We start from the raw sequence: 14,260 nt of genomic DNA on the forward strand, positions 1-14,260 counted from the left end.
AGGCACGCGGGCGGCTTGCAGGGCTGCCCTGGCCACGCCGTACCCGCCGACCAGGTCCGGCAGCGGGACTCCCTTGACGGTCACCGCCATCGCGGCGCGACCAGGGGGTAGGCGTCGTGGTCGTTGAGGTAGGACGAGAGCGAGGTGGCCACTCTCGGCCAGGCGTTGTTGTCGTACCCGCCGAGGGTGAAGTAGTCGTCCAGCTCGGACGGCCCCATCTGGTCCAGCAGCGGTCTGCCGACGATGGACGCGCGGATCTCGTAGTACTTCGCCTCGATCGCGGAGGCGTCGTTGGCCGCGGCCCAGGCGGTGAACGCCTTGAATCGCTTCTCGTGGGCCAGGTCCTGCCGGATGTTGTGGTCCTACCAGCTGACCTGGGGGCCCACGGTGCCTTCCAGGGGCATCCTGCGTACCCGGTTCGGGAAGAGCGTGGCGTAGGTCGAGCCCAGGTTGGTGCCCGCGGACCGGCCGAAGTAGTTGATCTGCCGGACGCCGAAGGCTTTGCGCACGCTCTCGAGGTCGCGGGCGAAGTCCACGTTGGTCAGGAAGGGCAGGTACGGCGAGGCGGCGGCAGCGCAGTTCGCCGCGTAGAGGGCCGCTCGCTGGAGCCATGCCTTGGTGCTCTCGGCGCCCGGGTGGTAGTCCGGGCGGACGCTCTGGAAGTAGTCGGGCCGGCAGTCGATCCGCGGTTCGCTGCTCTGCGACAGGCGCAGGTCGAAGCCGATGAAGTCGTAGGTGGCCGCGACGTCGGCGGGCAGGTGGGTCGGGAACCAGCCGGCCATGGCGATGCCGCTGATGCCGGGCCCGCCGGGGTTGAGGAAGAGCGGGCCCTGGCGTTCGTCGGCCGGTGCTGTTGCTGGGGGCCGGGAGAGGGCGATCTTGACTTTCGCACCACCCGGGTGCCGGTAGTCGAGCGGCACTTCGAGCTTGGCGCATTGCAGGGTCGGGTAGGACTCGAGCCCGCACGAGGCCCAGGGCAGTTTGTCGATGCCGGTGTAGTCATCGCGTCCCCCTGCTTGCGCTGGGAGGGCCGAAACGAGTCCGCCTGCGAGGGAAACGAGGGCTACGCCAAGCGTCATTGCTCGTAATCGCACGTTCGCTCTCCTGATTGAGGAATCTTTTGTGCAATGTCCCATGTAACATTGCATAGAGAAATCAGCGTGAGCGATTGTTTGGGAGTCGCGATGTGCAGGGCACTCGGTTGCTAGAACCCTGCTCGCCCGAGCGACTGGCGAGACGCCGACGCGCCGAGCTCTGGGATGGCGAGAGAAGATCTCCAGGTAAAGGCGTATATATCGCCATAGGTGTTAGCCGGAGGCGACCGACAGGTCGACGGTGCCGGGGCTGAGGATGTGCTCGATCATCAGCACCGAGGCCCCGATGACGCCCGCGCGGTCGCCGAGCTGGCGGCTGCGGATGTTCAGGTGCTGGGTGGCCAGCGGCAGCGAGCGCCTGTAGACGACCTCGCGCACCCCGGCCAGCAGGTGCTCGCCCGCGTCGGCCATGTCGCCGCCGATGATGATCACACCCGGGTTGAAGAAGTTGACCAGGGAGGCCAGCACGTCGCCCAGGTCGCGCCCCGCCTGGCGGATCAGCTGGATCGCCCGCGCGTCCCCGGCCCTGACCAGGCGCACCACCTCCCGGCCGTTGGCGACGTCGAGCTGGGCGGCGAGCGCGCCGCCCCCGGCGATCGCCTCCAGGCAGCCGGTGTTGCCGCAGCGGCAGACCACGTGCGCCGCCGACGGTACGCAGATGTGGCCGATGTCCCCGGCCGCGCCCTGCGCGCCCCGATGCAGGCGGTGCTCGGTGATGATGCCGCTGCCGATCCCGGTGCCGACCTTCACGAAGATCAGGTGCTCGACCTCGGGGCTGGCCGCCCAGTGCTCGCCCAGGGCCATGATGTTGACGTCGTTGTCGACGAGGATCGGCACCCCCAGCCGGGGGCCGAGCCGGGCGGGCACGTCGAAGCCGTCCCAGCCCGGCATTATCGGCGGGTTGACCGGCCGTCCCGTCTCGTGCTCGACCGGCCCGGGAAGCCCGATCCCCGTCCCGCAGACCTGGTCCAGGGTGTGGCCGGACTCCGCGAGCAGCCGGTGGAACGCCGTGACCAGCCAGTCGAGCACCCGCTCTGGCCCGTCGGCGATCGCCACGTCCTCGCTGTGCTCGGCCAGGACCTGGGTGGTCAGGTCGGTGACGGCGAGCCGGGCGTGGGTGGCGCCGAGGTCGGCGGCGAGCACCACGCGCGCGCCCGCGTTGAAGGTGAAGGCGGCGGCCGGGCGGCCGCCCGAGGAGATCGCGTCATCGGCCGGAATGATCCACTGCTGGTCGAGCAGGGCGTCGAGACGCTGCGAAACCGTGGACCGGGCAAGGCCGGTGAGCTCCATCAACTCGGCACGAGTGCGGGCTCGCCCGTCGCGCAGGATCGTCAGAAGTGCACCCGCACCCGCTATCTCCATGGTCATCTGATGATGATGACACATCTCATAATGGTTGCGAACAACAGACTTATGCTTGACCGTCGCCATAAGGTGCTCTTAGCATCCGACACATGTTGGTAATACGGCGGAAATCAGCAGAAGTCCGGGCAGGGATCATCGGAACGGGCTTCATCGCCCAGGTCCATGCCCGTGCCGCCAGGCAGGCGGGTGCGCAGCTGATGGGAGTCGCCGGGACCAGCGTCGAGCGGGCGCGGCAGGCGGGCGAGGCGATGGGCGCCGAGCGGGCCTTCGGGTCGGCCGACGAGCTGATCGAGTCCGGGCTCCTCGACGTCCTGCACATCTGCACCCCCAACCACCTGCACGCGCCGCTCACCCTGAAGGCCCTGGCCGCCGGGGTGGCGGTGATCTGCGAGAAGCCGCTCGCCACCGACGCGCAGAGCGCCGCGCTGATGGCCGGACGCGCGGAAGAGGCCGGGCTGGTGGGCACCGTGCCGTTCGTCTACCGGTTCCACGCGATGGTCCGCGAGGCCAGGGCGCGGATCGCCGAGATCGGCAGGGTCAGCCTGGTGCAGGGCAGCTACCTGCAGGACTGGCTGCTGGAGCCGGCCGACGACAACTGGCGGGTCGATCCCGAGCTGGGCGGGCCAGGCAGGGCGATCGGCGACATCGGCTCGCACTGGTGCGACCTGGCCGAGTTCGTGACCGGCGACCGGATCGTCACGGTCAACGCGCAGACCGCGGTCGTCATCGCCGACCGCGCCACCAACGCGCCGGTGCTGACCGAGGACGTCGCGACGATCCAGTTCAGGACCGCGTCGGGCGCGCTGGGTTCCGTCGTCGTCAGCCAGGTCGCGCCGGGACGCAAGAACCGGCTGTTCCTGGAGATCTCGGGGACCTCGGGCAGCCTGGCGTTCGACCAGGAGAACCCCGAGCACCTCTGGCTCGGCGGCCGGTCCGGGTCGCGGGCGCTGCAGCGCGACCCGCTGACGCTCTCCGAGGCGGCGCGCCCCTACTCGCCGCTTCCCGCCGGGCATCCGCAGGGGTTCCACGACTGCTTCAACGCCTTCGTCGCCGACAGCTACGCGGCGATCCAGGGCGACCACCGCGACGGGCTGCCCACCTTCGAGGACGGCGCCCGCGCGGCCGTCATCACCGACGCGGTCCTGGAGTCCGCGCGGACGGGCGGGTGGGTCGCATGCTGAAGATGACCGGGATCGGCAAGAGCTTCCTCGGCACCCGGGTGTTATCCGGCGTCGATCTCGAGGTCGCCGCCGGTGAGGTGCACGCCGTGGTGGGGGAGAACGGGGCGGGGAAGTCGACCCTCATGAAGATCCTCGCCGGGGTGCACACCCCCGACGAGGGCACGATCGAGATCGACGACAGGGCCAGGGTGTTCGGCCACCCGCTCGACGCGCAGCGGGCCGGGGTGTCGATCATCTACCAGGAGTTCACCCTCCTGTCCGAGCGGAGCGTCGCAGAGAACGTGTTCCTCGGCAGGGAGCCGGTACGGCGCGGCCTGGTCGACAGGGCGGCGATGTCCAGGGCCACGCGGCAGTTGATGCACGAGCTCGGCGAGGAGTCGTTCAGCCCTGACGACCTGGTCAAGCGGCTGTCGGTGGCGCAGCAGCAGGTCGTCGAGATCGTCAAGGCGCTCTCGGTGAACGCCAGGATCGTGGTGATGGACGAGCCGACAGCCTCGCTCGCCGAGCACGAGGTGGAGCTGCTCTACAAGCTGGTGCGCCGGCTGCGCGAGCGCGGCATCGCCGTCGTCTACATCTCCCACCGGCTCAGGGAGATCTTCGAACTGGCCGACCGGATCACCGTCCTGAAGGACGGCGCCCGGGTCACGACCGAGACCACCGACCGGCTCACCACCTCCACGCTGGTCGCGCTGATGGTCGGCCGCGAGCTGACCGACTACTACCCGCCACGCGCCTCCCGGGAGCCGGGCGAACGGCTCCTCGCGGTCACCGGCGGCGGCAACGACCGCCTGGACGGCATCGACCTCGAACTCCGGGCAGGGGAGATCGTCGGCCTCGCCGGACTCCAGGGCTCGGGCCGTACAGAACTGGTCAAAGCGCTCTTCGGCGCCGAACCCTTCACCCGGGGGACGATGACGCCGAAACGCCCGGCCTCCGTGCGGGAGGGGATCGCGGCCGGGCTCGGCCTGGTCACCGAGGACCGCAAGGCCGAGGGCCTGGTCCTGCACCAGACCGTCAAGGAGAACGTCCTCCTGGTCGCCAGGACCCAGAACAAACGGCCCAAGGTCCTGGACCTGCTCAAGCGGGTACGGCTCGCGCCGCCCAGGCCCGACCAGGTCGCGCGCTACCTCTCCGGCGGCAACCAGCAGAAGGTCGTGCTGGCCAAATGGCTGACGGTCGCCCCCAAGGTGCTGCTCTTCGACGAGCCGACCAGGGGCGTCGACGTCGGCGCGAAGGCCGCCATCCACGAACTGGTCAGAGAGCTCGCGGAAGACGGCCTCGCCGTCCTGCTCATCTCGTCGGAACTGCCAGAACTCATCGGCATGAGCGACCGCATCCTCGTCCTCCGCGACGGCCGGATCGTCGGTCAGCTGCCCGCAGGCTCCTCGGAGGAAGCCGTGATGCACCTGGCGGCCGGATCATGACCCAGCAGCTCGCCCTGCCCAGGGTCACCGACAGCCCGGCCCGCGCCGTGTTCGCCGCCCTCGGCCTGCTGCTGGTGGTCGGCTGGATCATCGTCGCGGCCGACGGCGGCCAGTTCCTCAGCCAGGAGAACATCGTCGGCATCCAGCAGCGCTCGGCCGCGCTCGGGATCGTCGCCGTCGGGCAGACCCTGGCCATCCTGGCCGGCTCGCTCGACCTGTCGGTGGCGGTCCTGATCAGCCTGTCCTCCCTGGTCGCAGCCGAGGTCATGGGCGCGTACGGCGTGCTCGCCGGGATCGGCGCGGTGCTCGGCGTCAGCGCCCTGACCGGGCTGGTGAACGGCCTGGTCATCACCAAGCTGAAGGTGCACGCGTTCATCGCCACCCTCGGCGTCACGCTGATCATCAAGGGCGTCCTGGACTACCGGTACGACGGGCCCGCCGGGCAGGTGCCCGCCTCCTTCCAGCATCTGGGCTACGACAGGATCGGCCCTGTGCCGATCTCGGCGCTGCTGTGGGCGGCGATCGCGGTGGCGGCCTGGTTCCTGCTCCGCCGTACCACGATCGGTTACCGGATCTTCGCGGTCGGCGGGGACCCCGAGGTCGCCCGCCTGTCAGGGGTACGGACCGACCGGGTCGTCGTGGTCACCCACATCCTCTGCTCGCTCTGCGCGGGCGTCGCCGGGTTGCTGCTCGCCTCCCGGCTCGGCGCGGGAGCACCCACCGTGGGCACCGACGGCGGCTACGACCTGGAGTCGATCGCGGCCGTCGTGCTCGGCGGGACCGCGCTCGCCGGGGGACGCGGCGGGGTCGCGGGGACCGTCGGGGGAGTGCTGGTGCTCGCCGTACTGGACAGCGTCTTCAACCAGCTCGAAGTCAACTCCTTCGCCAAGGACGTGGTGCGCGGCGTCGTCCTCGTCGCCGCCCTGGCGATCTACGCCCGCCGGAGGCGATCCGCGTGAGACGCACCCTGCCCATCTTCGGCGTCCTGGCCGTCCTGCTGATCGCCATCGCCGTCTCCAACCCGCACTTCGTCGAACCGTCCGGCTTCCTCGCCTTCGTCAAGCGGGCCGCGCCGCTGGCGATCCTGGCAGCGGGGCAGTATTTCGTCATCGTCTCCGGCGAGTTCGACCTGTCGGTCGGCTCGCTCGTCACCGCCGAGGTCGTGATCGCCGCCCGCCTGATCGACGGCGACTCCAGCGCGACCTGGCCGGTCCTGCTGCTGCTCCTGGTGGTCGGCGCCGTCGTCGGGCTGGTCAACGGCGCGATCACCACCGGGCTGCGGGTGCCGTCGTTCATCACCACGCTCGGCCTGATGCTGATCCTGTCCGGTGCCGTCTTCCTGTGGACGGGCGGCGCTCCCCGCGGCGCGCTCAGCGAGCAGTTCCGCGAGCTGGGCCGCGGCAGCCTCGGCCCGATCCCGTGGTCGGTGCTGATCCTGCTCGTCGTCGGCGCGGGCGTGGTCCTGCTGATGCGCGCCAGCTTCGGCCGGATGCTGGTGGCGACCGGCGACAACCACCGGGCCGCCGCGCTGTCGGGCGTGCGGATCCACCGCGTCAAGATCATCGCGTTCGTGCTCTCCGGCCTTTCCGCCGCGCTCTGCGCGATCCTGCTCGGCGGTTTCGCCGGGGTCTCCGCCCAGGTCGGGCAGGGGCTGGAGTTCCAGGCCATCACGGCCGTCGTGCTCGGCGGTGTGGTCCTGGGCGGCGGCCGGGGTTCGATCGTGGCCGCGATCGCCGGGGCCTTCACCTTGGAGGCGCTGTTCACGCTGCTCAACCTGTACGGAATCTCCGGTGCGCTGGAGTTCGCCGTCCAGGGGGTCATCCTCATCGCCGCAGTCGCGCTGGGATCCGTCAAGATCCCCGGCGTCCTCATCAGAAAACCGCTTCCGGAAGGATAGTCATGTCTTTCACCCCCCGAAGGCTGCTCGTCGGCCTGGCGCTGGTCGCGCTGGCGCCGCTCGCGGCCTCGTGCACCACGGACACGCCCACGGCACAGCCCACGGCCTCCGCCGCCGCCACCCAGGCGTCGGCGAGCGCTGCGGCCAAGGGCGACACGGGCGCGCAGTCGAAGTTCTTCGTCCAGGCCGACTACGACGCGCAGCTCGCGATGCGTTCCGGCGCGGTGACCGGCCCTGACGGCAAGCCGTGGGAGCAGGCGATCGCCCCGCAGATGACGAGCACGGCGAAGTACAAGAAGGCCGGGCCGTACAACCTGTGCTTCTCCAACGCGGCGGTCAACAACCCGTGGCGTCAGGTCGGGTGGAAGACCATGCAGGCCGAGGTGGCGCTGCACAAGGAGATCACCAAGCTCACGGCGCTGGACGCCGAGGGCAAGGACGACAAGCAGATCTCCGACATCGCCGAGCTGCAGGCCAAGGGGTGTGACGCGCTGATCATCTCGCCCAACACCACGGCGACGCTGACCCCTGCGGTCAGCGGTGCGTGCCCGAAGGTGCCGGTGATCGTGTTCGACCGCGGGGTCGAGACCGACTGCCCGGTGACCTTCATCAAGCCCATTGGCGGTTACGCCTTCGGCGCGGACGCGGCGGAGTTCCTCATCGAGAAGGTGCCGGCGGGCGGGAAGATCCTCGCGCTGCGCATCCTGCCCGGCGTGGACGTGCTGGAGACCCGCTGGTCGGCGGCCAAGGTCGCCTTCGACAAGAGCGAGCTGAACGTGGTCGGGGTGGAGTTCACCGACGGTGACGCGGCCAAGACCAAGTCGATCGTGAGTGACTACATCGCCCGCCACGGCAAGATCGACGGTGTCTGGATGGACGCCGGGGCGACGGCTGTCGCGGCGATCGAGGCGTTCGAGGACGCGGGCCAGCCGGTGCCGCCGATCAACGGCGAGGACCAGCAGGACTTCCTCCAGAAGTGGAAGGACAACAAGCTCACCGCCATCGCCCCGACCTACCCCACCTACCAGTGGCGCACCCCGATCATCGCCGCGCTGAAGATCCTCAAGGGCGAGGAGGTGCCGAAGGTCTGGAACCTGCCCCAGCCGAAGATCACCGCAGAGAACCTGGACAGCTACCTCAAGCCAGGGCTGCCGCCGCTGCACTACGCGCTGTGCGGCTGCGAGACCATGCCCGGCTACCCGCAGAACTGGGGCGGCAAGTAACCATGCGTGCGATCGGGGTCAACACCTGGGTGTGGACGTCACCCCTGACCGATGCCGACCTGGCGGTGCTGGCTCCCCGTATCGCCCACTGGGGGTTCGACGTGATCGAACTCCCGGTGGAGCAGCCGGGCGACTGGAACCCCGAGGCTGCGGCCGAGCTGGTGGCCGGGCTCGGGCTGGCCGCCTCGGTGGTGCTTGTCATGCCGCCGGGCCGCGAACTCGTCGCCGCCTCGTCCGTCGCGCAGACCCAGGACTACCTGCGGCACTGCGTGGACGTCGCGGTCACCGTCGGCGCGCCGGCGATCAGCGGACCCGCCTATGCCTCGGTCGGCCGTACCTGGCGCATGGACGCCGGCGAGCGCAAGAACGTCTACGCCGAGCTGAAGGAGAACCTCAGGCCCGTCGTCGACTACGCGGGGGAGCGCGGCGTCCGGATCGGCGTCGAACCGCTCAACCGCTACGAGACCAGCGTGATCAACACCGTCGAGCAGGCGCTGGACGCCCTGCCCGACGGCTGCGGGCTCGCCCTGGACACCTACCACCTCAACATCGAGGAGCGGCGGCCGAACGACGCCATCCGGCTGGCCGGTGCCCGGATCGCGCACCTCCAGGTGTGCGGGACCGACCGGGGAGCGCCAGGGCCGGACCACTTCGACTGGACCGGCTTCACCTCGGCGGTGGCCGACAGCGGATACCAAGGGCCGCTCGTCATCGAGTCGTTCACCGCGGGCAACGCCAGCATCGCCACGGCCGCCTCCGTCTGGCGGCCCCTGGCGACGACCCAGGACGACCTCGCCACCGACGGCCTGGCCTTCCTGAGAAAGCTCACCCACATCGGCTAAGGGGGAGACATGAGTGACCGCATCGGAGTCCGGTTCGTCGACGACCTGACCTCCTTCCGCTGCCGTCACCGGCTCGGGCAGGTGGTGGTCGTCAACGTCTCCTCCACCGAACTCCCGCTCTCCCTCTACGGCTTCGCGGTGCTGCGCGCGGACTGCGCGCACGTCGACTTCACCCCCCTCCCGCGCTCGCCCAGCTCGCCGACCGGCAGGCGCTGCTCGGCATCCGCGCCACCCTGTCGGTCGTCCCCACCGACCCCACCTGCGTCCGGGGCAGCCACGGCCTCGGACACGATCCGCTGGACGCGCTCTGGCCCCACCCCGACCTGCGCAGGACGCGGTACCACGCGACCGAGATCAAACACCTCCTGATCCATTACCTCCGGTAAAGAGAGGGACACCCCCCATGTCCGCTTTACGGATTGCCGTCGCCACGCTCCTGGCCTTCCTCTGGCTGACCGGCACGGCGAGCGCGCACCCCATCAACGCCGCCGACTTCCAGCAGGTGACGCTCGCCAAAGGCGTCGACGAGATGGGCGAGCCGATCTCCCTGGCCGTCCTGCCCGACCGGTCGGTCCTGCACACCGCGCGCGGCGGCGTCCTGCGCCGCACCGACGCCGCAGGCACCACCACGGTGATCGCCACGATCCCGGTCTACTCCCACGACGAGGAAGGACTGCAGGGCGTCGGCGTCGACCCCGGCTTCGCCACGAACCGGCAGATCTACCTCTACTACGCGCCGCCGCTGTCCACCCCCGCCGGTGACGCCCCCGCGACCGGGACCGACTGGAGCGCCTGGCAGGGCGTCAACCGGCTGTCGCGCTTCACCCTGAACGCCGACTTCACCCTCAACGCGGCGAGCCAGGTCACCATCCTCGACGTGCCCGCCGACCGGGGCATGTGCTGCCACGTGGGCGGCGACATCGACTTCGACGCTGCGGGCAACCTCTACCTGTCGACCGGCGACGACTCCAACCCGTTCGCCTCAGACGGTTATGCGCCCATCGATGAGCGCGGCGACCGCAACCCCGTCTACGACGCCCAGCGGACCGCAGCCAACACCAACGACCTGCGCGGCAAGCTCCTGCGGATCAAGGTCAACGCGAACGGCACCTACTCGATCCCCTCGGGCAACATGTTCGCGCCCGGCACGGCCAAGACCCGGCCGGAGATCTACGCCATGGGGTTCCGCAACCCGTTCCGGATGAGCGTCGACAAGGCGACCGGCGTGGTCTACCTGGGCGACTACGGACCGGACGCGGGGTCGACCAACGCCTCCCGAGGCCCGTCCGGGCAGGTCGAGTTCGACCGGATCACCGGTCCTGGCAACTACGGCTGGCCGTACTGCACGGGGACGAACACCAGCACCGAGACCTACAACGAGTGGGACTTCGCCACCGGGACCAGCGGCGCCAAGTACAACTGCGCGGGCGGCGCGACCAACAACTCCTTCCGCAACACCGGCCTGAGCACCCTGCCCGCGGCCAAGCCCGCCTGGATCAGGTACGGCGGTGACGCGGGCAGCCCGCCCGAGTTCGGCAGCGGCTCGGAGTCGCCGATGGCGGGCCAGGTCTACCGCTACAACGCGGCCAGCACCTCGACCACCAAGTTCCCGCAGTCCTTCGACGGGCACTTCTTCGCCACCGAGTTCGGGCGGGGCTGGATCAAGCCCATCCACGTGCTCAGCGACGGCGGCGTCGGCGAGATCTCGAATTTCCCCTGGACCGGCAAGCAGATCATCGACTCGGCCTTCGGCCCCGACGGCTCGCTGTACGTCCTGGACTACGGCACCGGCTACTTCAACGGCGACGCCAACTCCGCGCTCTACCGCTTCGACTACGTCGCGGGCGGCAACCGCGCGCCAATCGCGGCCGCGACGGGCTCCCCGCTCAGCGGGCAGGCGCCGCTCGCGGTGACGTTCTCCTCGGCGGGCTCGTCCGACCCCGACGGCGACGCGATCACCTACGCGTGGGCCTTCGGCGACGGCGCGACCTCGACCGCGGCCAACCCGTCGCACACCTATGCCAGTAATGGCACCTACACGGTGACCCTGACCGTGAAGGACCCGAGTGGCGCGACCGGCACGGCGAACGTGCAGGTGGGCGTCGGCAACACCGCCCCGACGGTGACGATCGACAGCCCGGGGGACGGCCAGCTGTTCTCGTTCGGGGACGCCGTGCCGTACCAGATGAGGGTCTCCGACCCTGAAGACGGCTCCGTCGACTGCGCCCGCGCCAAGATGACCTACGTCCTCGGGCACGACAGCCACGGGCACCAGATCACCTCGAAGAACGGGTGCACCGGCACGATCGACATCCCGGTCGACGGCGAGCACGACGCGGCGGCCAACATCTTCGCGGTCTTCGACGCCGAGTACGCCGACAGCGCGGGACTGATCACCCACAAGCAGGCCATCCTGCAGCCCAGGCACCGGCAGGCCGAGCACTTCAAGACCTCCTCCGGCGTCGCCCTCATCACCAAGACCGCGGCAGAGGGCGGCAAGACCGTCGGCAACATCGACAACGGCGACTGGATCGCCTTCACCCCCTACAAGCTCGACAACGTGCGCTCGTTCACCGCCCGGGTTTCCTCCGGCGGGGTCGGCGGCACGCTGCAGATCCGGGCGGGCTCGCCGACCGGGACGGTCCTCGGCTCGGCGGCCGTCGCGCCGACCGGCGGCTGGGAGACGTTCACCGACGTGTCGGGGACAGTCTCCGGCGCTCCGGCCGGGGCCACCACCCTCTACCTGACCTTCTCCGGCGGCACCGGCGCGCTCTTCGACGTGGACGCGTTCACCTTCGTCACCGGCGGCACCATCGTGGGGCTGGCGGGCAAGTGCCTGGACGCCCGGAACGGCGCCAGCGCCGACGGCACGGTGGTGCAGATCTACGGCTGCAACAACACGGCGGCCCAGACGTGGTCCCGCACGGGCCAGACGTTCCGCACCCTGGGCAAGTGCCTGGACGTGAGCGGTGCCGGTACCGCGGACGGCACCAAGATCCAGCTCTGGACGTGCAACAACACCGGCGCCCAGAACTGGGTGCCGCAGAGCAACGGCACGCTGCTCAATCCGAATTCGGGTAAGTGTATGGACGTGTCGGGCGCCAACCCGGCCGACAGCACCCCGGTCATCCTCTGGACCTGCCACACCGGCTCCAACCAGAAGTGGACCATCTCATGAGACTGGCAGCAGCAGCTCTCCTGACGGCCCTCGCCTTCGCCGTGCCGTCCCCCGCGCAGGCCGCCGACCCCGCCTACGACGTGCTCGTCTTCTCCAAGACCACGGTCTTCCGCCACGACTCCATCCCCGCGGGCATCCAGGCCATCCGCGACCTGGGCGCGGCCGGCAACTTCACCGTCACCTCGACGGAGAACGCCGCCGACTTCACCCCGGCCAACCTCGCGAAGTACGAGGCCGTCGTGTTCCTCAGCACCACCGGCGACGTGCTGGACAACACCCAGCAGAGCGCCTTCGAGGGCTACATCCGCGCGGGCGGCGGCTTCGTCGGCGTGCACGCGGCGGCCGACACCGAATACGACTGGCCGTTCTACGGCGGCCTGGTCGGCGCGTACTTCTCCTCGCACCCGGCCATCCAGCAGGCCACGGTCAAGGTCGAGAACCGGGGGAGTGCGGCCACCGCCGCCCTGCCCCGCACCTGGACGCGGACCGACGAGTGGTACAACTACCGCACCAATCCCCGCGCCACCGCCCGCGTGCTGGCCACGCTGGACGAGTCGTCCTATTCGGGCGGCACGATGGGGGCCGACCATCCCCACATGTGGTGCAAACCCTACGAGGGCGGCCGTTCCATCTACCTCGGCGGCGGGCACACCCAGCAGTCGTACGGCGAGGCCGCCTTCCGCTCCGCGCTGCTGGGCGGCATCCGGTACGCGGCGAACCGCAGCAAGGCAGACTGCCGTCCGGAAACCGGCTACACGCCCCTCTACGACGGGTCGCTGGCAGGCTGGTCGCAGGCGGGACCGGGCTCCTTCACCGAGTCGGACGCGACGCTGAAGTCGACCGGCGGGATGGGACTGCTCTGGTACAGCGCCAAGCAGTACACCTCGTACTCGCTGAAGCTCGACTGGAAGATGGACGGCGACGACAACTCCGGCGTGTTCCTCGGCTTCCCCGCCTCCTCCGACCCCATGTCGGCGGTGAACAACGGGTACGAGATCCAGATCGACGCCACCGACGCGGCCGACCGGACGACGGGCGCGGTCTACACGTTCAAGAGCGCCGACCTGGCTGCCCGGGACGCCGCGCTCAACCAGCCGGGGGAGTGGAACGCCTACGAGATCCTGGTCGAGGGGGAGCGGCTGCAGGTGTTCCTCAACGGCGTGAAGATCAACGACTTCACCAACACCGACCCCGCCCGCAGTTTGGGTGGATATATCGGCATCCAGAACCATGGGGCAGGGGACGACGTCTCCTTCCGCAACATCCGGATCAAGGAGCTGGGCACCGTACAGGCCGAGTCCTTCTCCGCCCAGAGCGGCGTGCAGGCCTTCACGAAGGCCGGGGCCAACGGCGGCCAGACCCTCGGCTACATCGACCCGGGCGACTGGGCCGCCTACAACGGTCTCCCGATCGGCGGCTCCACGACCTTCCGCGCCCGTGTCGTCTCCGGCGGGCCGGGTGGTGCCATCCAGGTCCGCACGGGCTCCCCGACCGGGCCTGTCCTCGGTACGGTCGCCGTTCCGAACACCGGCGGCTGGTCGACGTTCGCGGACGTCTCCGCGCCTCTGTCCAACGTCCCGGCGGGCACCGCGAACGTCTACCTGACCTTCACCGGCTCGGGCACCGGCCTCTTCGACGTGGACGACTTCACCTTCGTCGCCGGCGGCGGCAGTGGCGGCTCGATCGTGGGGTTGGGCGGCAAGTGCCTGGACGTCCGAGGCGGCGCGAGCGCGGACGGGACGGTGGTGCAGATCTACGGCTGCAACGGCTCACCCGCCCAGACGTGGTCCCGTACGGGTCAGACGTTCCGCGCGCTGGGCAAGTGCCTGGACGTGAGCGGGGCGGGAACCGCGGACGGCACGAAGATCCAGCTCTGGACGTGCAACAACTCGGGCGCGCAGAACTGGGCCCCGCAGAGCAACGGCACACTGCTCAACCCCAACTCGGGTAAGTGCATGGACGTGTCGGGCGCCAACCCGGCCGACAGCACTCCGGTCATCCTCTGGACCTGCCACACCGGCCCCAACCAGAAGTGGACCATCACCTAAGCGCGTGG

Annotated in this window: 12 protein-coding genes; 9 read left to right on the top strand and 3 right to left on the bottom strand. The window is 69.8% G+C overall.

The window, feature by feature from the left end:
- Nucleotides 1-80 precede the first annotated feature (80 nt).
- The 3 genes from ACIBG8_RS04245 to ACIBG8_RS04255 all read right to left on the bottom strand — a co-directional run bounded on the left by ACIBG8_RS04245 (nucleotide 81) and on the right by ACIBG8_RS04255 (nucleotide 2,462).
- Nucleotides 81-218, bottom strand: coding sequence for a hypothetical protein (locus ACIBG8_RS04245; protein ID WP_397341043.1), 138 nt, complete (start codon nucleotides 216-218; stop codon nucleotides 81-83).
- Nucleotides 219-362: 144 nt separating this feature from the next.
- Nucleotides 363-1,079 carry an alpha/beta fold hydrolase gene (locus ACIBG8_RS04250; RefSeq protein WP_397341044.1) on the bottom strand — a complete coding sequence of 239 codons (717 nt, stop codon included), beginning with the start codon at nucleotides 1,077-1,079 and terminating at the stop codon, nucleotides 363-365.
- A 228-nt stretch (nucleotides 1,080-1,307) separates the two neighbouring features.
- Nucleotides 1,308-2,462 carry an ROK family protein gene (locus ACIBG8_RS04255; RefSeq protein ID WP_397341045.1) on the bottom strand — a complete coding sequence of 385 codons (1,155 nt, stop codon included), beginning with the start codon at nucleotides 2,460-2,462 and terminating at the stop codon, nucleotides 1,308-1,310.
- A gap of 86 nt (nucleotides 2,463-2,548) precedes the next feature.
- Between ACIBG8_RS04255 and ACIBG8_RS04260 the strand changes: the two genes are divergently transcribed.
- Genes ACIBG8_RS04260 through ACIBG8_RS04300 form a run of 9 tightly spaced genes read left to right on the top strand, consistent with a single transcriptional unit; the run spans nucleotide 2,549 to nucleotide 14,252 of the window.
- Nucleotides 2,549-3,640 carry a Gfo/Idh/MocA family protein gene (locus tag ACIBG8_RS04260; protein ID WP_397341046.1) on the top strand — a complete coding sequence of 364 codons (1,092 nt, stop codon included), beginning with the start codon at nucleotides 2,549-2,551 and terminating at the stop codon, nucleotides 3,638-3,640.
- Nucleotides 3,634-5,064 carry a sugar ABC transporter ATP-binding protein gene (locus ACIBG8_RS04265; protein WP_397341047.1) on the top strand — a complete coding sequence of 477 codons (1,431 nt, stop codon included), beginning with the start codon at nucleotides 3,634-3,636 and terminating at the stop codon, nucleotides 5,062-5,064. Before ACIBG8_RS04260 ends, ACIBG8_RS04265 begins: the two co-directional genes overlap by 7 nt.
- Complete coding sequence (locus tag ACIBG8_RS04270; RefSeq protein ID WP_397341048.1) at nucleotides 5,061-6,023, top strand: ABC transporter permease; 963 nt, start codon at nucleotides 5,061-5,063, stop codon at nucleotides 6,021-6,023. The genes ACIBG8_RS04265 and ACIBG8_RS04270 overlap by 4 nt, the downstream gene beginning before the upstream one ends.
- Complete coding sequence (locus ACIBG8_RS04275; RefSeq protein WP_397341049.1) at nucleotides 6,020-6,961, top strand: ABC transporter permease; 942 nt, start codon at nucleotides 6,020-6,022, stop codon at nucleotides 6,959-6,961. The genes ACIBG8_RS04270 and ACIBG8_RS04275 overlap by 4 nt, the downstream gene beginning before the upstream one ends.
- Before the next feature lie 2 nt (nucleotides 6,962-6,963).
- Nucleotides 6,964-8,184, top strand: a complete 1,221-nt coding sequence (locus ACIBG8_RS04280) for an ABC transporter substrate-binding protein (protein ID WP_397341050.1) — start codon at nucleotides 6,964-6,966, stop codon at nucleotides 8,182-8,184.
- 2 nt (nucleotides 8,185-8,186) lie between these two features.
- Nucleotides 8,187-9,026, top strand: a complete 840-nt coding sequence (locus ACIBG8_RS04285; protein ID WP_397341051.1) for a sugar phosphate isomerase/epimerase family protein — start codon at nucleotides 8,187-8,189, stop codon at nucleotides 9,024-9,026.
- 9 nt (nucleotides 9,027-9,035) lie between these two features.
- Nucleotides 9,036-9,395, top strand: coding sequence for a hypothetical protein (locus ACIBG8_RS04290; protein ID WP_397341053.1), 360 nt, complete (start codon nucleotides 9,036-9,038; stop codon nucleotides 9,393-9,395).
- A gap of 34 nt (nucleotides 9,396-9,429) precedes the next feature.
- Entirely contained in the window at nucleotides 9,430-12,204 is a 2,775-nt protein-coding gene (locus ACIBG8_RS04295) for a carbohydrate-binding protein (RefSeq protein ID WP_397341054.1), read from the top strand.
- Nucleotides 12,201-14,252 carry a ThuA domain-containing protein gene (locus ACIBG8_RS04300; protein WP_397341055.1) on the top strand — a complete coding sequence of 684 codons (2,052 nt, stop codon included), beginning with the start codon at nucleotides 12,201-12,203 and terminating at the stop codon, nucleotides 14,250-14,252. The genes ACIBG8_RS04295 and ACIBG8_RS04300 overlap by 4 nt, the downstream gene beginning before the upstream one ends.
- Nucleotides 14,253-14,260: the final 8 nt, after the last annotated feature.

It is taken from the genome of Nonomuraea sp. NPDC050556 (assembly GCF_044457355.1).
GTDB lineage: Bacteria > Actinomycetota > Actinomycetes > Streptosporangiales > Streptosporangiaceae > Nonomuraea.

Bases quoted from the DNA above. Each gene is read 5' to 3' on its own strand.
- ACIBG8_RS04245 (WP_397341043.1), bottom strand. From the start codon at position 218: ATGGGGCCGTCCGAGCTGGACGACTACTTCACCCTCGGCGGGTACGAC.
- ACIBG8_RS04255 (WP_397341045.1), bottom strand. From the start codon at position 2,462: ATGACCATGGAGATAGCGGGTGCGGGTGCACTTCTGACGATCCTGCGC.
- ACIBG8_RS04250 (WP_397341044.1), bottom strand. From the start codon at position 1,079: ATGACGCTTGGCGTAGCCCTCGTTTCCCTCGCAGGCGGACTCGTTTCG.
- ACIBG8_RS04270 (WP_397341048.1), top strand. From the start codon at position 5,061: ATGACCCAGCAGCTCGCCCTGCCCAGGGTCACCGACAGCCCGGCCCGC.
- ACIBG8_RS04300 (WP_397341055.1), top strand. From the start codon at position 12,201: ATGAGACTGGCAGCAGCAGCTCTCCTGACGGCCCTCGCCTTCGCCGTG.
- ACIBG8_RS04260 (WP_397341046.1), top strand. From the start codon at position 2,549: ATGTTGGTAATACGGCGGAAATCAGCAGAAGTCCGGGCAGGGATCATC.
- ACIBG8_RS04265 (WP_397341047.1), top strand. From the start codon at position 3,634: ATGCTGAAGATGACCGGGATCGGCAAGAGCTTCCTCGGCACCCGGGTG.
- ACIBG8_RS04285 (WP_397341051.1), top strand. From the start codon at position 8,187: ATGCGTGCGATCGGGGTCAACACCTGGGTGTGGACGTCACCCCTGACC.
- ACIBG8_RS04295 (WP_397341054.1), top strand. From the start codon at position 9,430: ATGTCCGCTTTACGGATTGCCGTCGCCACGCTCCTGGCCTTCCTCTGG.
- ACIBG8_RS04290 (WP_397341053.1), top strand. From the start codon at position 9,036: ATGAGTGACCGCATCGGAGTCCGGTTCGTCGACGACCTGACCTCCTTC.
- ACIBG8_RS04280 (WP_397341050.1), top strand. From the start codon at position 6,964: ATGTCTTTCACCCCCCGAAGGCTGCTCGTCGGCCTGGCGCTGGTCGCG.